We start from the raw sequence: 23,519 nt of genomic DNA on the forward strand, positions 1-23,519 counted from the left end.
GTTCTTCATCTAATCGCTATAATTACGTTCTTTTATACTTCATATAGCTCATTCAAAAGCTCAATTTTCTTCTCAATAGCCTCTTCAAAGGTCATAATATAGGCAGCGGGGTCTTTTGGATTGTGGAATTGCGTAATTTTTCCTGTCTCGGGATGAACAAATTTTGAGGATGCCCCACAGCCAATTCCTAAGATTGTCTGCACTTCTTCCATAATAACGATATTATAAATGCTTTCTTCTCCCGTTTTACTATAGCCGACATTTTCTAAATTACCTAATATATTTTTTTGACGATATAAATAGTATGGCACATAGTCATGTTCTTTTGTCCAAATTTGTGCCATTTCCATCATTTCAGCTACCGTATCACGGTCGGCTACTTTGTATTTATCCTTATTACGCGTCATCTCTGATGCACGTTTAAATGATAGCGTATGAACAGTTAAAGACTCTGGCTGCATCTTTGCCGATTCCTCTAATGAATGTTGGAATTCTTCAATCCCTTCATTCGGTAGCCCAATTATAAGATCCATATTGATATTGTTCATCCCTGATTCTCTTGCAAGCCAAAACTTATCTATTGTTTCCTGAACCGTGTGATGACGACCAATTGCTTTTAATGTTTCATCAGTATAAGATTGTGGATTTACACTAATACGATCAATACCCCATTTTTTAAGTACTTCTAATTTTTCAGGTGTGATTGTATCGGGTCTTCCTGCTTCCACTGTCACCTCTCGAATTGTTTCAGGGTTAGGAAATGATTCATACATCGTTTGATATAAGGCATCCATTTCATCGGCCTCAATTGAAGTCGGTGTACCACCACCCCAATAAATGGAGGTAATTTTCATATCATTGTCCTTCAGCCATTTGCCCATTTCGCGCAATTCAATATGCAAGCCATCTAAAAAAGTAGTAACACGCCCTTGCTTGCGGTTGCTCCCTATCGCATAGGCTGGGAAAGTACAATAGGCACATTTCGTCGGACAGAATGGAATACCGATATAAACACTGATCTCTTGTCCAATATGGTCTATATCAGGAATGGTTATTAATTGACGATCTACAATTTCCTTTAATAACGCCACCTTCTCCTCAGACAAACGAAAGTCTCGAATTAATAGTTTCGCAATTTCTTGCTCGCTTTTACCCGCTTTTCTAAATTTATGATAAAGCTTTGTTGGACGTACTCCTGTTAAAATACCCCATTGCTGATGCATTCCTGTATGCTGTTCAAGAACATCTAAAAATACATGTGACAAAGCACGTTTTATGCGAATATTTAATTCACGATCAGTTGCTACGGATTCATATTGTATGCTGTAATCATTTGTATATTGTTTACCATTTACATTTAATACTGCTCTTGTAGCTATAGAAAAATCATCTCCAACTAGATACTCAAATGAAGCGGACATATCTGCCTCATCCGGCTCTATCTTTAGCTTAGAATCCTCAAAAAATAAATTCGCTATATGATTTAATACGCGAATCCAATCCTCAGGATATTTTTGATCTATGTGAATAATTTTCATATTTTTTCGCTCTCTTCTTTCCTTTTCCTTATTCCAAATCTATTGCAGACTTAAGTTTAACAAATTTTATTGACTTTGAGCAAAACAACAATAATAATCATAAATAACAGAATATTCAGTTTTTATAGACAAAAAATTTTTTTCTTATTATAATTTTTAAAAAGGGTGGTGTTGATAGTGATGATTTTAAAAAATAATCGTACGCCCGTTTCAAGTTTTAACCAACATGTAGAAGTCGTATTTCACAATTTTGATTTAGAGCGCTGTGATGAAAAAACATTATATATCGCAGTATTATTGAAACACGGTACACATCAAGTTGTATGTGACTTTATCTACATTATTGATCAGCAAGAAATTTATGGTGCTATCTCTATCAACAAGCATTATGAAAAAGTTAGAGAATTTGTTCAACAACACTTCCAGCAGTTTTTACTGTATTCGGATGAAATGAAACTAGCTAAAAATTTTATGCATACTCATTCTTTTAAGCAATGTCTTCAACAATTTGCTAAAAAATATCCTACAATTATTTCCTCGAAAATAATTTCAGCCATATAAAAAAGTATGCCAGCGATATATGGCATACTTTTTTACGCATTATTTTAAATAATCGCTTATCCATTCAACAGGTACATATGTTTTTGCATCTCGCAAGGTAGGTGCTACTTGTAATGTATACGATGCTTTATTATGATAAAATATTTTTTCCCCACGTGTTATTGTATAAGAGACATCCCCTTTTGTCAGGAGCACCTTTTTCCCTGCTGCTGCTACTTTATAGTCAAGCTTTTCAGCAATCGGGCGTAGTGGAACCATTTTTACACCTGCTACCTCGTAAAAGTCTGAAGCAATGATCGCATCAATATCTGCCTCTACTGAATTTGCCGCACTTTCGTTAGTATCATCCAAAATAATCACTTTTGATGGTGTTGTTTGCGCTGGAATACTTTTAGTGGAGCCCGTATAGAACACAACGAGATGCTTCTCCGCTAAATCTTTCGACGCTACCTTCTCATCCTTAACATTTATCAATGTTGTTTCCTCTCCAATATTTAACTTCAACATATTGTACGTATTTGTTAAATCTTCAAAGAAATAATCAACTTCCACAAAGCCTACTTGCTCCGACTCTACAATTACAACATCAGGGTTGAACTGTGGTGGATAAATATACTTTTGCGGCTTATTGGCAAATGTATAAGCGACTACCTTGTCTCCTTCTTTAAGTTCCACCTTTTTACCAGTATTATCGAATACAAGCGTATCGTTTGTGATTTCTAAAACATTTGTTTGCTCGCCATCTTTCACTGTGTAATATGTAATCTTTTCACCAGCATGAATTTTCTCAACAGTACCATGTGTGTCATGAAAAATATGCACGGGATCAATTTGAATTTTGGGAACCTCTGTTTCAATAGTAGACTCATTTGCTGAAGCTACTGGTACTACGACACTTCCCAATAATAATGCAGTCATAGCTACAGGTGCGAATTTTTTAATATACATAGTGTATCTCTCCTTATTATCTGGATTCATAGTAGTAGTAGCTTTAAAATGGAAAAAGTTTCATTGATAACAGAGAAACACTATAAAAGAGGTGAATTTAACATCCCTCTTATCACCTCTTGTTCAGCTAGGAGTCCTTGACAATTTCACTAGTGCTAGTAATATCGATACCATTTAAGGCCTGAGTCGCAAGTCGATCTGTTTCTGCGTTATCTTTGCGTGAGATGAGCTGATATTCTGGCTGGATGGCAAGTTGTGCTAGCTTGACATCAATTTTATCTGCCCAGCTTGCGAGCTCCTTTTCCATTGCTGGCCATTCCCCACTTAGTTGATTGATAACCACCTGTGAATCACCTATAAAACGTACAGGTAGACGGTGAACATTTAATAATTCCAGCTCTACTAAGCCTAAATAAAGTGCTGCATATTCTGCCTCATTATTTGACTTGAGCTCAGTTGAAAAAGCATTTTTTCTTAATCGATAAGGCTTGCCATTTTGTTCATAGTAAATAGCACAACCTAGCCCCGCCTGTCTTGTCCCACGATCAAAGCCGCCGTCAAAATAAACAGCAATATTATGCGGCTCACTAGCGATTTCCGTTAAATATGCTTTTAACTCCTTTAATGACCAGCTTGTATCCTGTCGATCCATACAGCACAATGATTTTACTCGCCCCGTTTTCTCCATATCCTCTGCCAATAACAGTGCTTGTGCAGCGGGCATTTCTTCTGAGCGTAGAACAGTTGTAGCTCCTTTTGGTGTTTTATAAGTCCATTCAATAATGACGTTCATAAACATAGCCTCCAATATAAATTGAAAACGTGCTCCAACTATTAGCGGATACACGTTTTCTTCTTACTTGTTATATGTGCATTTCTTGCAACGATTATTCCTTATTGCAGCCCCTCATAGAGACCTTGAATCGGTTTGATTAAAATGCGATTTACTTCTTCGATTACTTTACTTAATGTCATCTCTGCCTCAAGCATCGCTGAAATTTTTTCATTTTGTTGAGCAAGCTGTGCCGCTTTTTGCGCATAGACAAGCTCATCCTCCAATAAATCCTCGCCTGCTAATTGTTTTTTCTGTAGCTCTATTTGGATTTTTCGGAAGTTTTTAAAGACATTTAATGCCTCTTCATCATTCTTCACAACTTCTACCGCTGCTTGTAAAGCTTCAAATTCAGGTGTCTTACGGAAAGTTGCCTCTAACGCATTAATGTCATTATAAATATTTATCATGTACACAATCCCCTTTTTAAATAAAGTAAACAATTAAGCCTTGCACAACCCCAATCAATCCACCAAGAACTGCTCCTAATACCGTAATCATTTTAAATTCACGTTTGGAGATCCCTAATACAAGTTCCTCTAATTTTTCAACTGGGAAGGAATCCACCTGTTCTCGCACAACCTCTTGTAAATTTAAACGCTTAAGCACATCCTCTAGTTTTTCCTCTGCCTTTATAAAGCCCTTTTCAATGGCTTGCGGAATTATTTGATGCTTTATCCAGTCATTCCCCTCGGGCCAGTAATAGGAAATAGGATGGTTTAAACGCTCTGCAATGGCTAGCTGCTCTTTTACATACGTCTGTAATTTCGCTAATAACGGTTCAAATTGAATGTCCTGCAAAAAGTCCATTGCTGGTCGATCTTTAAGTTTTTCCCATTCTTGTGTAAATATCTTCGTTAGCAATGTTGAAGTACCTGGTGCTTGTAAAAACTTCACAAGCTCCCGTTGAACTTTTCCAACAAGTGACGAGGAATCGCCTAAAAACATGCTAATCATACCACCAAAAGAGCCCTTTGTTGATAAAAAGTCATCAATCATGGCCTTAATTGTCATTTCGCCTTCAGGTGATAAAAAGTAATCCTCGCCTTTTTTTAAAATATGATCAACAGCTACAGGAATTTTTTCATCAATCGTTTGTTGAATATCAGCAGATAGCAGTGTACGAATTGATTTTGTAGATAGTGTATTCTTGACTGACGCAAATTGTCCCTCCACAATTACCTCAACCTTTTGCTCAATCGTAGCTGGTATATGCGAAAATCCAGCTAGGTTTAACCAATCTTGAATGGTTTTATCATTTGTAAAGATGGTTTCTTCAACCTTTGTTTGCACAAGATGCTCTATCTTGTCTTGCATATCCTTCGAGAAAAATTTTCTTCTAAAGGTTTCAGGTGTTAATAAATAATTCACCACCGTCAGTCCAAGCTGCCTTGCTAATTCATCACGTCTTTTTGGGATAAGGCCTGGTGTAAATGGTACGCGCCAATTTTTAATATATATCGCTTTATATGGACGAAAAAGCATTTTAATGGCTAAGTGATTGGTTACGCCACCAATAGCAGCACCAATAATCGCCATAAAAAGTAGTGTTACTAGAAAATTATCCATTTGCATCCTCTCATTTCACTTGTATTCACGTTTGACGTATTTTGTCGTCTTCTGCATACATTATAGCAGAGCAATGATTTCCAACGAAATAAATACCCCTTGCAAAATGTAAAATATGAATAGTTGCAAAATCACCATTATCCTTGAATAATATAAACTACATATTTATAGAAATGGGGTTTAATGATGATTCAGCATTTTAGCTTTAAACCATTATTTGAAAATACTCAGCTCCCTGGATGGACGATTTCTTTCTTCTATCAGCGTGAACGCTATGCAGCAGAATATTTAAAGGATGGCACGATCCAATGGACGGGATCTATTCCACCAAACGAGGAAGAGGTAAAAAAAATGATTCACGAGCTGATGCTGTACCATGTTTATGATTAAAAGGTACTGAGCTAATTTCCTTTATAAGTATTTTAATGCATTTGGCTATGTGAAGACATCGTAAGGAAGTAGACTTCTATAATTTGGGAGTCTTTTTCTTTTTACGGTTTATCACCATAATTAAAAAATGTTAGAATCAATGTGCTGTTTCAAACGTAATCGAAGGAACAAATAGACTTCGTTTTGACAAAAAAAAAAACGGAGCGATAATAAACGCTCCGATCTGAAAAATACTGTCCTTAATCATACAAAGTAGGCTTTACAAGTATTTAAAACACTATCTTAAACTGATTAGTTATCACACTGATAAACTTTCCCCTCGCCTTTTGATCTTGGATATGCTCCTGTTGTATTAGTAATTCTGATTTGGGCATTTTGGAAATTATTATTCTTTCCTTGAAAGTAAACATCAAACGCTCCATTTGTAACAATTGGATTAGTTGTTGACCCCCCAAACGTCATCCCCATACCAATGTTGCTTAACAATAGAATATATTACACTTGCATTTGATTGCCAGGTAGGATATGCGTCATTATACTGCGATCCGTCAATGTTGCCTACCCATTTAGTCATTGAAAAGGTATCAATACCATAGATTGTACCATACAGATAACTAAAAGAATAATCATCTTTCAAATTAAATCCACTATACATAGGTTGTACTATTGTACTCTTTTGAGATACATCTGGCGTTTCTAAAGCAACAACTTCTTTAGTCGCACTTTCCCGAATAACTTTGTACCCGCTCTTTTCAATATCATCAAGGGTAAAAACAATTTTAAAGCCATCAACATCTTTTACTACGTTAAAAGGAACAATTGAAATACCATCATTAACAAAATGTAGTTTTGCTAACACCGTAGTATATTCATCCTTCACCACACTGTCTCCTGTAAGAATTTCGAAAGATTGAATGGGTTCTTTATTATAAGAATCACGAAATTGTTGCCCAGATAAAACATACTCAATTTTTTCTTTTTCAACAGCATTTAATTTATTAATATCAATATCTGATGCTAAATTCGCGCGTTCATCAGATATTTGAGAATACACTTGAGTTGTACTTTCTTTCATCAAAGTGGATAAAAAATTAGATAAGAATTCCTCTTCTGGTATAGTTCTGTGAGAGGCAGCATCGGCAGTTAATGTTGTCAAAGAAAGAATTGCTAACATACAAATAATAGATATAATTCTTTTCATTTTTACTCATCCTTTCGATTAATATAATAGTAGATATGTGAGCGAATATTATCCTCTATATCACCTCTTTCTTTCTAGTACTTCATCATTGTGATCAGCAATAATGAAAAAATTTAAGGAATTCCTTAAAGACCATATTGGTGTTAATTATCTTCCCTTGAAGCGGGCGTCTTAGAGGAACATAGTAAGTATCCAATACAAACACCTAAAGTATTAAGCCATAAATCATCAATATCAAAACTACGGTAAAGTAGAAGTTGAATAATTTCTTTACCCACTGATAGAATACACCCAATAATCGTAATTTCTTTGAATGTATTTACTTTTTTAAATAATATTGGAATAAAAAAGCCGAAAGGGATAAATATTATAATATTACCTAGAAAATTAATGATAAAATAATCATAATAATGACGGTAAAAAATAGTTTCATATGTATCTTGAATCACCCTAAAAGGGATTAAATTGATGTTAAATCCAAAATTATTACTTATTATCCCAAATTCAACATTCCCAAACTCAAATTTAGGAATGATTGTCTGAGAAGCAAGTCCAACACAATAAACAATAAAGAAAAATAAAATTAATTCTTTTTTTAATTGAAATGATTTTCTCTGTACCCAAAATACAATTCCACGAATTATGATATATAAAACTGCTCCGATTATCATATAAGGTATCATATTTAAAATATATTTCATCATCTTTAATCAGCGAAGAAGCATCGCCTTTTCTCCTTTCAACTTTGATTTACTTTATCATTTTTTATTGTTTTAAAACCTTGGGGACAAGGAGTCGGCATTTTTAAATTAACTCAACTAAAAGATTCTAATACATGCCTAAAAACTAAAAAAGTAGGTACAAGATAGAAAAATTTCATTTAATTATACATATAAAAGTACGAAATTCCCTTAAAAGGGGTAAAAATTAAATTATTCTACAAATTACCTAGAGATTAAAAGGATTTTTATACATATATTAGAATATAATTTATCTTTAAATTTATTTTAATGTATTATATGTAAATTATAAACATTTTTTTGTTCGACAATTTTCACTATTAATCGACTTTCTCTAGTTCATCATCATAAGTCATGGTGACAAAATCACTGCTCTGTTTCCAAATGTAATCGAAGGAGCAAATGACAAACCGTATTCACATGCTACATCCGCGATGAAGCGTCCATGGTAACATTTTATAATTTCTCGCTGAAAAAACACTGTCGATGAACGGACAAGCTCCAATTCATAGTCAATGTAAAGGTAATACCACACTCTTGACAATGTTGGTACGAGACAAATAATGCCATCCAAAGCAACACAATACGCCAAATATAGTCATGATGATAGCAGCGCCATGAACAATCGTGACAAATCGTATTCACTTGACAAATCAGCCAAGCAATTTTTTATGAGTGAACGGTGACAAGAAACACAGTTGGTTCTTCAGTGGATGGTAGAGAGATTACAAAAAAAGAAGGTAACGGTAGCATCCTTTTGATAAACTTGAAGTACATTTGTCTAGATAACAATTACGATATGTAAGTTTGTTTCCGCTTTTATTCTACAGTTTCATAATAAAAATTTTGAATGAATACAAGGTTAACCCAAGTTACAGTGATGAATATCTTTTTCAAATAAAATATTTACTATAAAATAAAACCTTTTTCTTCAAACTATATTTAACCATACAAGATATAAATAGTTTGTTTTTCAAATAAAGTGGTTCTTCACCAAAAGTCGTGGGTGACAAAATCAGCGACCTGTTTCTAAACGTAAACAAAGAAATAAACGGTCTTCATTTCGATAGCCAAAACCTCGTCTTTTGATGAGCTTAATCTTATTATTCGTGCCTTCCATCATGCCATTTGATAGCGGTGAAATAAGGGTATTTAGCAATGCTTTTTCACGTGTACTGAATGTTTTTGCGATTTTAGAAACAGCACTACACAGATGAAATTGATACCGTTTAAACCATTCTGTTAATCGTCGTTTTGCTTGTGTCATCGTTGTTGCTTTTAGTACATAGCGCATATGATTCAATGCTTGATAAATGTCTTTTGCAGGTAAAGCTTCCTAGTGCCACTTTGCATCAAACTCACGTTCTTCATCGGTTAATTGTTCAGGTTTTCGTGCCAAACAACGGTCAATGAATCGCGATTTATGATGCTTTTTGGCTTCTCCTAAATACCGTCGTCTTCGCTGCTGGGCATCGGTGAAAAATTGTACAAGATGAAAGCGATCTAGCACATGCATCGTAGTTGGATAAACGGCTTGAATTGCGTTCACCATCGCTGGAGCAAAATCACTGACCACGGCACGAATTGGACCTGTTACTTTCTGTAAAGCAGCGGTAATGGCGTCTTGATTCTGGTGAGGAACAATCGCCAAAATACGACCTGTGTCGGTATTTAAAACACTGGTCGCATAATGATGTCCTTTGCGCAAAGCGAATTCGTCTACACAGATCGTTGTGGCAATTTCCTCCGTTAATTCATTAGCTGCCAGCGAGTAATATCAACGCTCAACAGTCGTGTAGGGCAGTTCATATTCACGTGCGACATCAGCAATGGAACGACCGAGGCAACGCCTTACAAGTTCTTTACGAAACATAGCCGAAGACGCTTGTACAATTCCTAAACCGAAGTCATAGGTAAATGTGAGGTCGCAAGCCACACAACGATGACGTGGAATCGCCATCTCAATCCAAATAAATCCAATGTGCCCAGCATAGCCATGACGAAAACGACGTAATGTTTGTGCGTGACGAATTGTTTTTTCCTGGCAAATAGGACATGGTACTGAATAAGCACCTACTGTCACAGGAAATACATTTGGTTCTTCGTCAGATGGAAAAGAAACTTCGATAAAAGATGGTAACGGTAATAGCATTTTGATAAACTTGGAGTACAAAGCGAAAACTCCTCTCGTGGTTTGTCTCGACAACAATTACGATACGAGAGTTTTCGCTTTTCTTCTATAGTGAAATGTAAAATTATTGAATTAATAGAAAATCAACCACGAGTTATGGTGAAGAACCAATAAAGTATCTATTCTTTACTTCTAAAATTACAATAATTTTATGGTGCTTTTGAAACTAGTCACCTTTAAATATTTTATTGCAAAACAAAGAAAAAAACGTTGTCAATATTTGTGTTTTCCTTGTAAATAACTTATGATTGAAATATCCAACAATTTTTTAAATCATAGGAGGTGTACACTTTGTTTACTTCCCTCATTTGGGCGGGAACAAAGGGATTATTTGGACGGAGACATATTGGAGATAACCATTAGGTTGGCGGCATTCGCCCTGCTCATTATAATGACAGGATTTTTCGTTGCAACTGAATTTGCCATCGTTAAAGTGAGGTCTACACGTATTGATCAATTGCTCGCAGAAGGGCATAAAAAAGCGAAAAACGCAAAACGTGTTGTGTCAGATTTAGATGAATACTTATCTGCTTGTCAGCTAGGTATTACCATTACTGCACTTGGTTTAGGTTGGCTTGGTGAGCCTACCTTTGAAATTATTTTACACCCAGTGTTTGAATTTCTAAACTTGAGTGGTAGTATAACATCTATCCTTTCATTTATACTTGCATTCTCACTTGTAACGTTTATGCATGTTGTTATTGGGGAATTGGCGCCAAAAACATTAGCCATCCAAAAAGCAGAACTTGTTACATTAGCCTTTTCAGGTCCATTAATTTTATTTCACAATATTACCTATCCGATCATTAAGCTATTAAACGGCTCTGCTCGTGCCTTAACAGGTCTTTTTGGCTTAAAAATGATGTCTGAATCAGAGGTCGCTCATACAGAGGAAGAGCTACGTATGATTTTATCGGATAGTTTAAAGGGTGGAGAAATTAATAACGCAGAATATGAATATGTAAACAGTATTTTTGAATTCTCAGATCGTCTTGCAAAGGAAATTATGGTTCCTCGCACTGAAATCGTCGGTATTGAAAAAGAGCTAACCATTAAAGAAGTGTTCGATTTAATGGGGGTTGAGCAGTATACGCGTTATCCAATTATTGATGGTGATAAAGACCATATTATTGGCTTAGTTAACATGAAGCATTTATTAACCGCTTACATTAAAGACTCGAAAAATGGTGATAAACCTGTTATAGATTATATGCAGCCGATTATTCGAGTGATGGAAACCACACAAATTAACGATCTATTACTAAAAATTCAACGCGAACGTATTCATATGGCAATTTTAATGGACGAATATGGCGGAACATCTGGCTTAGTCACAATCGAAGATATTATTGAGGAAATTGTCGGTGATATTCAAGATGAATTCGATGAAGATGAAATTCCTGAGGTACAAGAAATTGCAGAAAATCATTTTATTTTAGATGCCAAGATGTTGCTTGAAAATGTAAATGATATGCTGGGTACTGACATAGAAGACGATGATATTGATACGATTGGTGGTTGGTTTATGACAAAGCGCTTTGATGCAGTCGAAGGAGATAGCATCCAAGAGCAAGGTTATGAATTTATCGCCAAACAATTAGATGGTCACCATATTTTATACTTAGAAATTCTGAAATTGCCTGAAAGTGATTTATTAAATAAAATTGACACGGTGATTGACTAATATAAATTTGCCTTATCACCTTTGCCATGATACGATTATAAACATGGTTTTTCGCTTACACTCTATAGGGGTGGGAGCAAATACTGTCATAATAAATAATAGAAAACGACTCCCTTTTCTCAAAGGGGGTCGTTTTCTAATGTTCGAAAGTTTTGTGAGGAGGAAACAATATGGAGCTCTATACAAATTTACGTCAAGGGGAAAAAGGCGCTTGGTTATCCATTGGTACATATTTAATCCTAAGCTCCATTAAGCTCACGATTGGCTATATTGGCACCTCAGAGGCATTAAAGGCAGATGGCTTAAATAATACGACAGATATTATTGCCTCCATCGCCGTATTAGTTGGCTTACGCATTGCCCAAAGACCACCTGATTCCAATCACCAATACGGTCATTTACGTGCTGAAACGGTTGCCTCTTTAGTAGCATCTTTTATTATGCTTATTGTTGGTCTTCAAGTTCTTATCAATTCATTACAAAGCCTATGGGAGCCTACTGGTACGACACCCTCCCTTTCAACAGCTTATGTCGCTATGGGAAGTGCCGCTGTGATGTATGTGGTGTATCGTTATAATTTGGCACTCTCTAAAAAAATTAAAAGTGCCGCTGTGAAAGCAGCCGCCTTTGATAATCGCTCAGATGCACTTGTTAGTATTGGTACAGCCATCGGGATTTTTGGCGCGATTTTCGGCTTTCCGATTATTGACTCACTAACAGCGCTTATTGTTGCCTTATTAATTATCAAAACTGCTGTCGAAATTTTTTGGGAGGCTGTACAAAGCCTAACAGATGCGTTTGATATCGAAGAGGCGGAAACTTTATCGGTATTAATCCGCAATGTAGAAGGTGTCCAAGAACTGATTGATCTTCGTGGTCGCGCACATGGCAATATGTATTTTATCGATGTAACTGTAACTGTAGATCCAATGTTAAATGTAATAGATAGCCATCGTATTACTGAAAAAATAGAAAAAACGGTTTTACGCGAAAACCGTTTCTGTGAAGTGCTTGTGCATATCGAGCCAGCTAGTCACCCCTCAACTGATGGTTGAAGTAGGGAATTGACACTTACTATTTTAGAAAGAATGCACCCTTATTCAAAAAAGTATTTGCGCCCGTCTTTCAAGATATAGTCATGAGTCGTTGCCGCTTTCTCTATATCCTTAAATGCCCAATGTGTTGTAGATACATCTAGGAAGCTTGGTGTTCTTGCCACCTGTAGGGGATCAAAGTTAAACATGCGGTTTATCATGACAACAGCTTGTGCACGTGTCAAGTAGGTATTTGGGGCAAAGCTGCCATCTGAGTAACCATTGATAATACCTATTTGACGATTCGCTTCAATAATCCATTGTGCCCAATGATCTTTTGTGTCGTTAAAAGTAATCATCCTATTTTTGTCAATCGTTAGCTCTTTGAAATTCGCGATCAAGGTTGCCATTTCTGCACGTGTAATATTTTCATCTGCACGAAAATTACCGTTTTTATCACCATTCATAATGCCACGCTCTTTTAAAAAGGTAATTTCCTCCACTGCTTGATGGTCTTTTGCGATATCTTTAAATGGTGCGCTTATAGCTTTTGTTGTACTGGCTTGGTAGACTAAAACACGAGCAATCATCATAGCTACTTGCGCACGTGTGACATTTTTATTTGGACCAAATGTACCGTCAGGGAAACCTCGGATGTAGGCACGATGTGTACCGTCTGCTTGTATTACTGGTGGCTTTGGTTGCTGAGGTGATGGAACGGGTTGTTCTGGCTCAGGTTTTGGCGCTGGCGTCCATGGAATCCACCAATCTCCATTTTCTGTATGATCATTAGATGGCGTATCTGCTAAACGTGTCACCTCAACTATATATTCCTTGCCGTCTGCTGTGAGGATCATCACTCGATTCACCCCGACTGCTAATGGAATGGAGCCTGTTACTTCTCGTCCATTTACTTTTATGGTAACAGGGACTCCTGCTGTATCGAAGGTCATATGGGAGATAGAGTAATCCACTGTTAATCGGTACTTCATGATATCAGGTGAAAAATTTGGACTTAATGTACCTGCGGATGGTATTAATACTTTTAATCCCTGTTCTACTTTTTCATTTACTTTTACAAGGTTATTTTGCATGGTTGTTAAGAGCTCTAATGCTTTTTGGACATCCTCTTTTGTAGCCTTCTCATCCGCTAATACCTTTTGTGCTTTGACTAATGCCTCTTGATACTTCTTCCAACTATCCGATGTGTAATCTTTTTCATGTAAGGTCTTGCTTTCATCCACTTTTTTTTGCAGGGCAGTTTTGTCAACTAACTCTGTTTTAATCGTGAACTCATGAGTTTTTTGCCCTATTATTTTTCCATCAGGTACTGATTTTGCTATTACAGTGAACGTATATTTACCATTTATTAAGTTCTCATTTGGTGTAAACGACCATTTCCCTGTCTGCTCATCTACTTGCCCCAAAATTCGTTTATCGCTTACATCCACCAGTGCCACATCAATCGTTGTTGTACCATTTGTTGTGACACTTCCCTTAAATTTTAGTGTATCAAGGTCTGTAATAATAGCTCCGTCTTCAGGTTCTGTAATTTCTAAAGCATCTACTACTGGTGGCTCTGGATCATCGGGATCTGGGTCTAGTGGTTCTGGTTTAGCAGCGTCAAGCGTAAGATAGATTTTATCCTCCGTATCCCCATCATTTTTCTTCAATGCAATCGTCCCTTGACCTCTATCAAGTATAAACTTATTTTTATCTTGCCTTGTTACTGTGTAATCTTTGCTACCTTCCTTCATCCCACTAGCTATTAATACATCTTTATTCGCTACTGGTTCCTCCTCCGTAGAGACACCCATATTGTGCTTTAGTTTTTCACTTACAAATAATTGCTGTCCTTTAGCCAAATAGACGTTAGAAGGGATTTGTCGATCTTCTTCCAAATAATTGCCCATAATTTTAGCATTAGCATAAATGTATACCTTACTATTCCCTTCTACCCGTAAACCGCTACCTATATTGCCACTAATAATGGCATTCCCAATATGAAGTTGTGCCTTATCCGTCAAATGAATAGCACCTTTTGTTGATCTTAGATTTGTAATCTCTACAACATCACCTGGTGTATCTATTTTATCTATATCTATAATTATAATGCCCCCATTGTTGTGAATTACCCCCTCCCCGTTAACTGAGGAATCTCTAATAATTATGTCTTGAGTGAATGCGATGGTTGCCTTGTTAGAAACTGCAATAAATGGCTTTTTCCTAGGAATATTATCTCCTGATAGTATAAAATTTTGGATACTAACAGAACCCTTTGTAACATTGATAAAAGGCTGCTCTTGATCTCCCCCTGTATATTTTATGATCGTATTCTCGCTCCCCTCGTTTCCATATCTCATACCTACTATAACCACTTCTTTGTTCTTATTAGCGTTTAAGGCTTGCTCAGCTATATCTAAATCAGTATAGACCGCAATCACATCCCCATTTCTCGCTTTATTATACGCTGCTTGAAGTGTTTTAAAAGGTTTTTCAAATGTCCCGTTATTTTTATCATCTCCCTTAACCGCTGATACACAAATGATCGTTGAATCAGCCTTTGCTTCCTCTGGTACGCTAACGACTATCGCACTACTTACCATTAAGGTTGCAGCTAAAAAAAGATTCCAAGGCTTCTTCCCCTTTTTTTTCTTATCCACCCTTTGATTCCTCCATTCAAAAGATATAACAACACTCCATGTTTGCCAAAGGAGTATGATACATTGATTTACTGAAATAACAAAAAGCCATACTCGAAAATGGATTGATTATGATTCTTTAGTACCGATTGTAAAGCTATCTACAATTGTTACGCCATCTTCTGCATATACAGGCACAGTATAAGATTGTTGCCCTGAATTGATATATGCTGTTACTTCATCAAACGTCGTTAATTCTGGATAAAGCTCTTTCGCATACACATACCCTTCAACCCCATTTGTTCCAATAACTGCTACTAAATCTGGACTATCTTCTAGTGACTCTGCATAAAAATCAGTGCCATATGTTAAACCATTTTCATTGACTGCATATGCTTCTTCTGGCATTGCAGTAAGAAGAGAGTAACTTTGTAGAATTGGTGTTGCATTACTCGTATAGGTGCTATAACTATTCCCTTTATAAAACTTCATCTGCGATTTTGCATAGTGCGTTCCTTCACCAACAAGGATCGGTGAAGTTATTGTAAAGTAGGAGCTATTGTAGTTACTAAACTGCCAACCACTAGATACAACAAGTTTTCCCTTACTTGTATATAACTTTGCATCAATTCCCATTGAAGGGGCCAACCCTGTAGAAACTTCAACTGTACCTTGAGCCCAAGTACTTGACCCATATTGATGAATTGTTGAATAGTAGGAATATGAATGCCCACCTACATTCGCTTGCTTTTTAGGACTTTCTGCGCTTAAGGCAAAAGCACTCCCTTGAAAACCAGACATTGCTACAAACATAGCCATTGCTGCAATAACCACTAACTTTAACATACTCAATTTCTTCATGTTCTCTTTCTCCCTTTATATAATTTAAAAAGAATCTCTCTTTTCACACTTATATTACCAATTTTTCCATTTAAATTAATAGTGCGGTTTTCCACATTTATTTTATACGTTGACAAATTAAAGAGTTAATGTTAATAAATAGATTTTTTATAGTCACACATATGGCAATGTGTATTTTATTGATGTAACCGTAACTGGAGAAATGATGTTAACTATAATAGATCGTCATCGTATCACTGAAAAAATCATTTTTATGAAGCACTTATACATATTGAACCAAAGCCTCTTACCGAATGATGGTAGGAGGCTTTGGTTCATACGAATGTTTTTTATCTATTCATCTCCCTCACAAGAGAGATTTCGCTCTATTTAACTCTAAAGTAATTTAAGATATTTATTAAAAATAAGTAGCGAAAAGCTTAAAGTCTATTCAAATTCACTCCACTTACTAATAGCTTCCACTCTTGACATAACATTTAACTTTGAAAAAATCTGTGTTAAATCCTTTTCCACAGTTCTTTGACTGACATATAATTCAGAGGCAATTTCTTTATTTTTTGCACCTTTTTTTGCTAATTCCATAATTTTTCTTTGCCGTTCTGTTAAATGGAAGATCTTCTTATTTTGAATGATTGTTCGAAGTATATCCAATGGAATGATTACATTTCCTTCATATGCATATTGAACCGTATCAATCAACCGCTTTTTACTTTCTGTTTTATTAATAAATCCAATTATCCCTTTCTCCAATAAATCAGGTATATGTTGCTCAATATTATGACCTGTATAAATAATAGCTACAGCCTTCGGATGAATTTTTACTAGCTGTTCTACAAAGGTCAGTCCATTCATATCTTTTAAATGAAAATCAATCACATATACATCATAGCGTTCTGAACTTAGCTGTTGTAAAGCGTGTGTTGGCTCTGTAAAGACATCTACTTGACTATTTTCGATTCCCATTTGCAATATTGCCTGTGTTCCCTCACCTAATGCTATATGGTCATCTACTACCATAATCTTCAATATACTCACCCTTCTGCATTGTTGTAGTAATAAGCGTTTTTTGTGGTTTGTTAGATAAAACGTTAAAAGTTCCATCATAATAGTTGATTCTTTCTTGTCTACCTCCTAACCCAATATTCGGTTTTTAATTAGGTTTATTCTGTGAAATAATTTGTCATGTTACTACAGTTGCATTTGCATGTTTATCTGCCTTCTACAATAGCTCCGTACCATACGATAAATAACAGCGGCTTGTTGGAGGGATAAATCTTTTAACAGCTATTTTAAATTGCTCTAGTAATTCCTCCAATGATTTATTGAGACCAAACGTTTCAATAAAAAGCGAATATAAATTGTCACACAACTAAAGAGTAGAACGCCAAGCTTCATAAAAAATAATGCCGCTAGTACTTGTAGTTCCTGTAGTAAGTTCTTTTCCAAAGATTTCAAACATGAAAAAACACCTCTTCTTTTGGTATAGTTGATTTGCCTAGAATCTCTATCAAAACAAAAGAGGTGTCTTTTCCTATGTATGCTAGAGAATAATGATTCAAATACGCAACTACCTACTGAAATAGAATCCGTATTGAAAGAATTAGTTATTCTCAAACACCTGCGTAATGCTGGCACTCCTAAGTCTTTTGGCTTTTCCAATGCTTCTATTTTCCAATTAATCTTTTGTCTCATCTTTGAACATAAAACTTGCTTCGTATGCTGGCTAGTAAGAAGTCGCCAGATCTCCCTGCTAAAGATACATTTATTGTTTTTTAAACAAGGGAACCTTATGCTGTTATAATAAATCTGTTAAGTACTCTTCAAATTTACTTGATAACCAAGGCTTTCTAACTATATCCTTATACACTCTCTATAAAACATCTTTTTCCACATTACCCAATATACACTATTTATAAAAGTATTTTATCACATTAACATCTTTTTTTGGTTAATATTTGAAATAAAAGTTTCTCCATTTTTACACGAAAAGCATTTTTGTGAGATACTTATACCAACAACAAGCCTCCTACCACTATTCGGGTAGGAGGCTTGTTGTTATTTAATCGCAATATAAATAGCTACCTGTGCTTCTTGTGGATTAGTGCTACGTTCATCATATAATTCAAAGTCACCAGTGTAAGTGCGTTCTACATCTGAGCCTGCAAACCATGCCCAAATATCCTGCCATGCCTGAATAACAATCTCTGGTATTGCTCCCCTCTTAGAGGTAAATACCATATACTTAGCTGCCGGTATTACTTTGAGCACCATACCAGTAGGAACCTCACTTCTATTGGTTACTCCTATTCCAAGTGTTATTGTATAATCTCCATTGACATCTGTTTGATAGTCCGAATATAATGCATAAATCGTTTGGTTATCTGGATTTGTAATTTGACCCATAATATTTTTCCGATAAAAATCTGCCCATAATTGAGGAATTTTAGCTTTGGAGGTGATTTCCTTAGCATTGCTTGTTTCAGCTGAGATACCGATCATATAAAATGCGTCTCGTTCCACTATGTTTGGCTCTTTTAATTCATTTTTTCTCCAACGCTTTAAGCTTGGTAAAAAAGCTGTTAGCATATTGCGTGCCCTATCTTCTGACATTCCGTCCTTCTGTAAATGCGGGATGCAATACTCTATCATTTCCTCCACTGTCAAATTTCGTTGTCTGTACTCTCCTAATTCGTAACAATATGTGCAATACTCCTGGCTTTTTTGACCTTCTTTTTCAGTACCTAATAATGCCCCATCCACTAGTGGCATACCACAACTTTGGCAATAGCTTTGCATCTTTACTTCCACCCTTCTCGTTATTTATCTCTACTGTAACAAAGGAAACCTGACAACTGTCTGTCAACAATTGTCTGGATTTTTATATAAATTAACGATTTCCTGTGCACGCTTATGAATAGTATCTCTTATATAAGAAGGTTCAATGATGTGTATGCGATGGCCAAAGCTAAGCAAGAAGCCATAGAGCCACTCATCCTCTGGTATGGCTATCACAATCATTGCACGCTCATGATCGATATGCTCAGACCCAAATGACTCTTCCACTAATGTTGTTATGGCTCTATCAAAGGAGATCACTAAATTGACGAGGTTTTGTGGCTGATGCCAGTCTTTATTCCACGGAAGCTCGGATAAATGTACTTCCCTACGCTCAAAGGTTGTTGCCTGTAGCTGTAACTGGTTGATTCTTGCAAGCTTAAATAGGCGAAAATCCCTTCTTAATGTGCAATAGCCATATAAATACCATAGTCTCCCTTTTTGCACTAATGTATGTGGCTCAACGAAGCGCTTAGTTTGCTCCCCATATGTAGTGGAATAGCTAAAGCTTACACACTGCTTCCTTTCAATTGCTTTTTTTAATAATGTAAGTAGCTTCTTTATAAGCGTATTTGGCTGCCAAGGACTAAGATCTATAAATAGGTGCTCCATGGACTGTTTAGTCGTATCATCCGCAATGTTTGTTAATTTTTCAAGGACCGCCTCAGCATGTACGTCCTCATAGCCTGTTAGCGCACCTTTAATCGCTATTGATAGCGAAGTAAGCTCGTCCTTTGTTAAAACCTGCTTATCCACACGATAACCATCTATTAACCAAATGCCGCCATTTACGCCTTGTTGGCTTATAACAGGAATACCTGCACAGCTCAATGTTTCAATATCTCGATAAATCGTACGCACAGATACATCCAATAGGTCTGCTAATTCCTGTGCCTTGACCTTTCTTCTGTTAATTAAAATCATCGTCATTGCAAGTAGTCGTTCTAATTTCATTGTAGCTCCCCACTTTCTACACATTTCCTTATACCCATTTTTATTGACACATTAATTACTAATACACTAGTTATTTAAGTATTCTTTAAGTTTTATTTAAACCAAATGTACTATAATACCACTAGTAAATTATTACAATATCATACAAATAATACTTGTTGCTTATGAGAACTAGTCATTCTTTCTCGAAACAGTGTTGTTTTATTTTTTATAAGAATTGTTTAATCATCAAAATGATAGCTAGCTGTTCAATGATCATTACATAATTCTTTTAATTTTCTTAACACACGCTAAAAGCTTCTTCTATATAAGAGATGGGAAGGGGTTAGCTTCAATATTTCATTATAATAAATTCCCTTTCAACAAAATCAAATATTTAACAAAAAAATTAAATATTTTCCCATTATATGCTCTTTTATTATATAAAACAAAGACTTTTAGACTAAAATAAGCTAGAGTTTAATAGTTTTTAATTTAATTGTAAGAAGGAGAGTTTGATATGATTCGAGCCGTTTTACTAGATAATGAACCTTTAGCTTTACATTATTTTCAAAATAAATTACAAGCATTTCAGCAAATACAGGTCATTCAAACCTTTACAAGCATTGAAACCTTTTTGAATGAGCTTCCTATGATAGAGTTTGATGTTATATTTTTAGAGATAAAGCTACAAGAACTTTCTGGACTTGAAATCGCTGATATTATTAAGACAGAGCGTTCCTATGTAAGTGTTGTATTTATGACTACCTATCAGGAGTTTGCGTTACAGGCCTATGAAATTGGAGGCCTTGATTACTTATTAAAGCCTATCAATCATGCACGCTTAGCAAAAACAATAACCCGTATAGAGCATGAGTTCTCTATTCAACAAATGTTAAAGCAACATGCCCACACTATACTCAATGTACAATGCTTTGATCAATTTGCTGTCTATAACAATAATCGTTTAGTGGCATTTAAAACGGAAAAAACAAAGGAATTATTTGCTTATTTTATTTTGCATCCTAATATACCCATTCATCGGGATTATTTAATTGAAATTTTATGGCCAGATTTAGACTATGTACGTGCAAAATCCAATCTTCATACGGCACTCTCATATTTAAGAAAAGCACTAAATACGGTTGGCTATAATAATTGTATTGTTTTTTCAAATAAATACTATGTCTTTGAAAAACCGAATATTGTTTGTGATTTATATGATTTCCAAAAATTTTATGAGGAATTTTCAAAATTGGAGTCTCCTCCCATTTCATTAATTGATCAATGTCTGGCAATTTATAAAAATGGTTTGTTTATATATGATGACTATGAATGGGCTACTACTTATAAAGATAAACTAACGAAATCATACATAGAGTTGTTAGAAAAGGGGGTTCAAATAACTATCCTTTCTGATACGGAGAAAGCCATGTTTTTTTTAAATAGGGTATTAGAATATGATCCCTATAACGAACAAAAGCTTGAACATTATTTATATACATTAATCCAGGCTGGACTTCATAAGCAAGCATACAGCGTTTTTCAAACATATCGGCAAAAATTAAAGGAAGATTTAGCACTTACACCAAGCTCTACATTATTAGAGATCTCAAAAAAATTATTTGCACAGCATAGCTAATACTATATAAAAACGACGGGCTGCTACATCGTTTGTAGAAACCCGCCGTTTTTTTTAAATGCCGCTGCCCTCTGTTAAGCCATGTTTGACAGCATACAGTGCAGCTTGTGTTCGATCTTGTACTTGTAACTTTGTAAAAATATTAGAAATATGTGTTTTCACTGTTTTTTCTGTTACAAATAAGGAAGCTGCAATTTCTCGATTACTTTTTCCCTTCGTAAGCTCAGCCAACACGTCCTGTTCACGTGGTGTTAGCGGATTTAATAGATGTGGGGCATTTTGGGATTCTTGGCGATCCATTTCAAGCGTTGTGGTAGCTTCAGGATGCAAAGTGTTTTCACCCCGCATAATACGGCGAATCGCTAAGACCAATTCATCAGGCTCAATATCCTTTAATTGATAGCCTGCTGCCCCAGCCTCCATTGCTGGCACTACATGATCTCGATCAGAAAAGCTTGTTAGCATTAAAATTTCAATTTGTGGAAACTTTGCTTTAATACGCTTTGTAGCCTGAATACCATCCATATCAGGCATCACTAAATCCATTAAAATAATATCTGGTTGGATGCTTTCTGCTAATGCTACAGCTTCATAGCCATTTTTCGCCTCACCAACCACTTCAATATCCTTTTGTGTCTTTAAAAAAAACAATAGTCCTCGACGCACCACATGATGATCGTCTGCAATTAATACACGTATCATGTTTTCTCCCCCTTAATACGGCAAGCGAATTAGTAGCTCTGTGCCTTTGCCAATTCCACTTACCCAATCAGCAGTGCCACCCACTGATTTTGCCCGATCTTTGATGGATTGTAAGCCCATTGATAATAGCTTTGTATTGTTATCAATGACAAAGCCCCGCCCCTCATCACGAATAACGAGTAAAATATCTGTCGATGTAACTGTAATGTACAGCGCCGCTTCTAGTACGCCTGCATGGCGACGTATATTATTGAGCGCCTCCTGTGCTACACGAAATAAGGTTTCTTCAATACGTGAAGGAAATTGTAGAACACCTGAAACCGTAACATGTAATTTTAAGCCAAGCATGTCAGCGTATACTTTAATCGCTTCCAGTAAGCCATTTTCTAATCCTTTTGGTCGCAATTGCCAAATAAGTGCACGCATTTCTGTTAGGGCATCCTGTGTTAAATGCTGTATTTCTTTAAAGGTTTCTTTAATGTCACTATCCTCTGTCATTTCGATACCAGCTCTTGCTGTTAATGTCACTGAGAATAACAGCTGATTTACAGAGTCATGTAAGTCACGTGCTAGACGGTTACGTTCCTTAACAAGTGCCATTTCTTGCTCTTGCTTGGTCAGTAAAATACGCTTAATGGCAGAGCCCATCTGAAATGCTACAGATTCTAATAAAGCTAGCTCCTCTTCTGAAAAGCGTACTGTATCCTTGGAGGCAACATTTAATACGCCAAAACGCTCTTGTCCAGATTGTAAAGGCACTGTTGCATGATGGGTAATACCGGCGTGATCGCCAACATTTGCAGCTATAGCACTTTCAATACGTTGACATTCAATAATATTAGAGGCTTTCTTTAGCTCCTCGTTGCGATAACGAGAGACACACCAACAACCGCCCTTTTTTAAATAATGACAATTGTTATATTCCAATGCCTCTGGTAAATTCTCATGAACAATTAGCTCTGAGCGTCCCTTTGCATCAATAAAAAATATCCAACCTGTTTCAAAATTAGTGCCATTTAAAAATCGAATCAGTGCTCCTTTTAGCATTGTGGCAATTTCAGTTTCTTCATTTAACAACTCAGCAATTTCTTTTAAAATACTGATATTAGAATGTTCATTTTCTTTCACGAGAACACCTCTTCTTTAGTATCGCTACTTTAATCATACCATTAAGGAATTAGAAACGTCTGCATCAGCCATTCATACTTTAGACTGA

Annotated in this window: 20 protein-coding genes and 1 pseudogene; 5 read left to right on the plus strand and 16 right to left on the minus strand. The window is 35.8% G+C overall.

Annotated features, from left to right (window positions below; all coding sequences use genetic code 11):
• Positions 1-32: 32 nt before the first annotated feature.
• A complete protein-coding gene (locus ADM90_RS11525) occupies positions 33-1,538 on the minus strand; it encodes a coproporphyrinogen III oxidase (RefSeq protein ID WP_053995161.1) in 1,506 nt (501 codons plus the stop codon).
• Positions 1,539-1,718: 180 nt separating this feature from the next.
• Between ADM90_RS11525 and ADM90_RS11530 the strand changes: the two genes are divergently transcribed.
• The gene (locus tag ADM90_RS11530; RefSeq protein ID WP_235473498.1) at positions 1,719-2,099 is read left to right on the plus strand and encodes a hypothetical protein; all 381 of its coding nucleotides are present in this window, start codon (positions 1,719-1,721) and stop codon (positions 2,097-2,099) included.
• Between the two features lie 39 nt (positions 2,100-2,138).
• Here the strand turns inward: ADM90_RS11530 and ADM90_RS11535 are convergent, their stop codons facing one another.
• The 4 genes from ADM90_RS11535 to ADM90_RS11550 form a co-directional block, all read right to left on the minus strand.
• Positions 2,139-3,047 carry a copper amine oxidase N-terminal domain-containing protein gene (locus ADM90_RS11535; RefSeq protein WP_083448528.1) on the minus strand — a complete coding sequence of 303 codons (909 nt, stop codon included), beginning with the start codon at positions 3,045-3,047 and terminating at the stop codon, positions 2,139-2,141.
• 127 nt (positions 3,048-3,174) lie between these two features.
• Complete coding sequence (locus ADM90_RS11540; RefSeq protein ID WP_053995163.1) at positions 3,175-3,840, minus strand: ribonuclease H family protein; 666 nt, start codon at positions 3,838-3,840, stop codon at positions 3,175-3,177.
• 101 nt (positions 3,841-3,941) lie between these two features.
• Positions 3,942-4,289, minus strand: coding sequence for a YlbF family regulator (locus tag ADM90_RS11545; RefSeq protein ID WP_053995164.1), 348 nt, complete (start codon positions 4,287-4,289; stop codon positions 3,942-3,944).
• A gap of 16 nt (positions 4,290-4,305) precedes the next feature.
• Entirely contained in the window at positions 4,306-5,448 is a 1,143-nt protein-coding gene (locus ADM90_RS11550; protein WP_053995165.1) for a DUF445 domain-containing protein, read from the minus strand.
• Positions 5,449-5,634: 186 nt separating this feature from the next.
• Between ADM90_RS11550 and ADM90_RS11555 the strand changes: the two genes are divergently transcribed.
• Positions 5,635-5,838: a YheE family protein gene (locus tag ADM90_RS11555; protein WP_053995166.1), complete on the plus strand. Its 204-nt coding sequence runs from the start codon at positions 5,635-5,637 to the stop codon at positions 5,836-5,838.
• Positions 5,839-6,274: 436 nt separating this feature from the next.
• Here ADM90_RS11555 and ADM90_RS11565 read toward each other — a convergent pair whose 3' ends face one another.
• From ADM90_RS11565 to ADM90_RS11585, 4 genes and pseudogenes are all read right to left on the minus strand, one after another.
• On the minus strand, positions 6,275-7,039 hold the full coding sequence (locus ADM90_RS11565; RefSeq protein WP_053995168.1) for a hypothetical protein: 765 nt from the start codon (positions 7,037-7,039) through the stop codon (positions 6,275-6,277).
• 143 nt (positions 7,040-7,182) lie between these two features.
• Entirely contained in the window at positions 7,183-7,710 is a 528-nt protein-coding gene (locus ADM90_RS11570) for a VanZ family protein (protein WP_161804069.1), read from the minus strand.
• A 1,117-nt stretch (positions 7,711-8,827) separates the two neighbouring features.
• Positions 8,828-9,547 (minus strand): annotated as a pseudogene (locus tag ADM90_RS25085) (ISL3 family transposase); the annotation flags it as partial.
• Between the two features lie 9 nt (positions 9,548-9,556).
• The gene (locus tag ADM90_RS11585; protein ID WP_053995172.1) at positions 9,557-9,952 is read right to left on the minus strand and encodes a hypothetical protein; all 396 of its coding nucleotides are present in this window, start codon (positions 9,950-9,952) and stop codon (positions 9,557-9,559) included.
• Between the two features lie 364 nt (positions 9,953-10,316).
• Here ADM90_RS11585 and ADM90_RS11590 point away from each other — a divergent pair, with 364 nt between their 5' ends.
• Positions 10,317-11,654, plus strand: coding sequence for a hemolysin family protein (locus ADM90_RS11590; RefSeq protein ID WP_268766628.1), 1,338 nt, complete (start codon positions 10,317-10,319; stop codon positions 11,652-11,654).
• Positions 11,655-11,824: 170 nt separating this feature from the next.
• The gene (locus ADM90_RS11595) at positions 11,825-12,709 is read left to right on the plus strand and encodes a cation diffusion facilitator family transporter (protein ID WP_053995174.1); all 885 of its coding nucleotides are present in this window, start codon (positions 11,825-11,827) and stop codon (positions 12,707-12,709) included.
• Between the two features lie 41 nt (positions 12,710-12,750).
• Here the strand turns inward: ADM90_RS11595 and ADM90_RS11600 are convergent, their stop codons facing one another.
• The 5 genes from ADM90_RS11600 to ADM90_RS11625 form a co-directional block, all read right to left on the minus strand.
• On the minus strand, positions 12,751-15,351 hold the full coding sequence (locus ADM90_RS11600; RefSeq protein WP_053995175.1) for an S-layer homology domain-containing protein: 2,601 nt from the start codon (positions 15,349-15,351) through the stop codon (positions 12,751-12,753).
• Between the two features lie 108 nt (positions 15,352-15,459).
• Positions 15,460-16,191: a hypothetical protein gene (locus tag ADM90_RS11605; protein ID WP_053995176.1), complete on the minus strand. Its 732-nt coding sequence runs from the start codon at positions 16,189-16,191 to the stop codon at positions 15,460-15,462.
• A gap of 426 nt (positions 16,192-16,617) precedes the next feature.
• On the minus strand, positions 16,618-17,208 hold the full coding sequence (locus tag ADM90_RS11610) for a response regulator transcription factor (RefSeq protein ID WP_235473503.1): 591 nt from the start codon (positions 17,206-17,208) through the stop codon (positions 16,618-16,620).
• 1,038 nt (positions 17,209-18,246) lie between these two features.
• A complete protein-coding gene (locus ADM90_RS11620) occupies positions 18,247-18,987 on the minus strand; it encodes an effector binding domain-containing protein (protein WP_053995179.1) in 741 nt (246 codons plus the stop codon).
• 63 nt (positions 18,988-19,050) lie between these two features.
• Positions 19,051-19,980, minus strand: coding sequence for a helix-turn-helix transcriptional regulator (locus ADM90_RS11625; protein WP_053995180.1), 930 nt, complete (start codon positions 19,978-19,980; stop codon positions 19,051-19,053).
• Between the two features lie 499 nt (positions 19,981-20,479).
• On the opposite strand from ADM90_RS11625, the gene ADM90_RS11630 reads away from it, so the two are divergent.
• Positions 20,480-21,601: a response regulator gene (locus ADM90_RS11630; RefSeq protein ID WP_053995181.1), complete on the plus strand. Its 1,122-nt coding sequence runs from the start codon at positions 20,480-20,482 to the stop codon at positions 21,599-21,601.
• 54 nt (positions 21,602-21,655) lie between these two features.
• On the opposite strand, the gene ADM90_RS11635 is transcribed toward ADM90_RS11630, so the two are convergent.
• A complete protein-coding gene (locus tag ADM90_RS11635) occupies positions 21,656-22,303 on the minus strand; it encodes a response regulator (protein WP_053995182.1) in 648 nt (215 codons plus the stop codon).
• Between the two features lie 12 nt (positions 22,304-22,315).
• Positions 22,316-23,431, minus strand: coding sequence for a GAF domain-containing sensor histidine kinase (locus ADM90_RS11640; protein WP_053995183.1), 1,116 nt, complete (start codon positions 23,429-23,431; stop codon positions 22,316-22,318).
• Positions 23,432-23,519 lie beyond the last annotated feature (88 nt).

The sequence above is a fragment of the Lysinibacillus macroides genome, from assembly GCF_001281525.1.
Classification (GTDB): Bacteria; Bacillota; Bacilli; order Bacillales_A; family Planococcaceae; genus Lysinibacillus; species Lysinibacillus macroides.

What these genes read in the sequence shown, in the direction of transcription:
- ADM90_RS11525 (WP_053995161.1), bottom strand. Translation starts at nt 1,538, where the DNA reads ATGAAAATTATTCACATAGATCAAAAATATCCTGAGGATTGGATTCGC.
- ADM90_RS11530 (WP_235473498.1), top strand. Translation starts at nt 1,719, where the DNA reads ATGATTTTAAAAAATAATCGTACGCCCGTTTCAAGTTTTAACCAACAT.
- ADM90_RS11535 (WP_083448528.1), bottom strand. Translation starts at nt 3,047, where the DNA reads ATGTATATTAAAAAATTCGCACCTGTAGCTATGACTGCATTATTATTG.
- ADM90_RS11540 (WP_053995163.1), bottom strand. Translation starts at nt 3,840, where the DNA reads ATGAACGTCATTATTGAATGGACTTATAAAACACCAAAAGGAGCTACA.
- ADM90_RS11545 (WP_053995164.1), bottom strand. Translation starts at nt 4,289, where the DNA reads ATGATAAATATTTATAATGACATTAATGCGTTAGAGGCAACTTTCCGT.
- ADM90_RS11550 (WP_053995165.1), bottom strand. Translation starts at nt 5,448, where the DNA reads ATGGATAATTTTCTAGTAACACTACTTTTTATGGCGATTATTGGTGCT.
- ADM90_RS11555 (WP_053995166.1), top strand. Translation starts at nt 5,635, where the DNA reads ATGATTCAGCATTTTAGCTTTAAACCATTATTTGAAAATACTCAGCTC.
- ADM90_RS11565 (WP_053995168.1), bottom strand. Translation starts at nt 7,039, where the DNA reads ATGAAAAGAATTATATCTATTATTTGTATGTTAGCAATTCTTTCTTTG.
- ADM90_RS11570 (WP_161804069.1), bottom strand. Translation starts at nt 7,710, where the DNA reads ATGATAATCGGAGCAGTTTTATATATCATAATTCGTGGAATTGTATTT.
- ADM90_RS11595 (WP_053995174.1), top strand. Translation starts at nt 11,825, where the DNA reads ATGGAGCTCTATACAAATTTACGTCAAGGGGAAAAAGGCGCTTGGTTA.
- ADM90_RS11605 (WP_053995176.1), bottom strand. Translation starts at nt 16,191, where the DNA reads ATGAAGAAATTGAGTATGTTAAAGTTAGTGGTTATTGCAGCAATGGCT.
- ADM90_RS11610 (WP_235473503.1), bottom strand. Translation starts at nt 17,208, where the DNA reads ATGGTAGTAGATGACCATATAGCATTAGGTGAGGGAACACAGGCAATA.
- ADM90_RS11620 (WP_053995179.1), bottom strand. Translation starts at nt 18,987, where the DNA reads ATGCAAAGCTATTGCCAAAGTTGTGGTATGCCACTAGTGGATGGGGCA.
- ADM90_RS11625 (WP_053995180.1), bottom strand. Translation starts at nt 19,980, where the DNA reads ATGAAATTAGAACGACTACTTGCAATGACGATGATTTTAATTAACAGA.
- ADM90_RS11630 (WP_053995181.1), top strand. Translation starts at nt 20,480, where the DNA reads ATGATTCGAGCCGTTTTACTAGATAATGAACCTTTAGCTTTACATTAT.
- ADM90_RS11635 (WP_053995182.1), bottom strand. Translation starts at nt 22,303, where the DNA reads ATGATACGTGTATTAATTGCAGACGATCATCATGTGGTGCGTCGAGGA.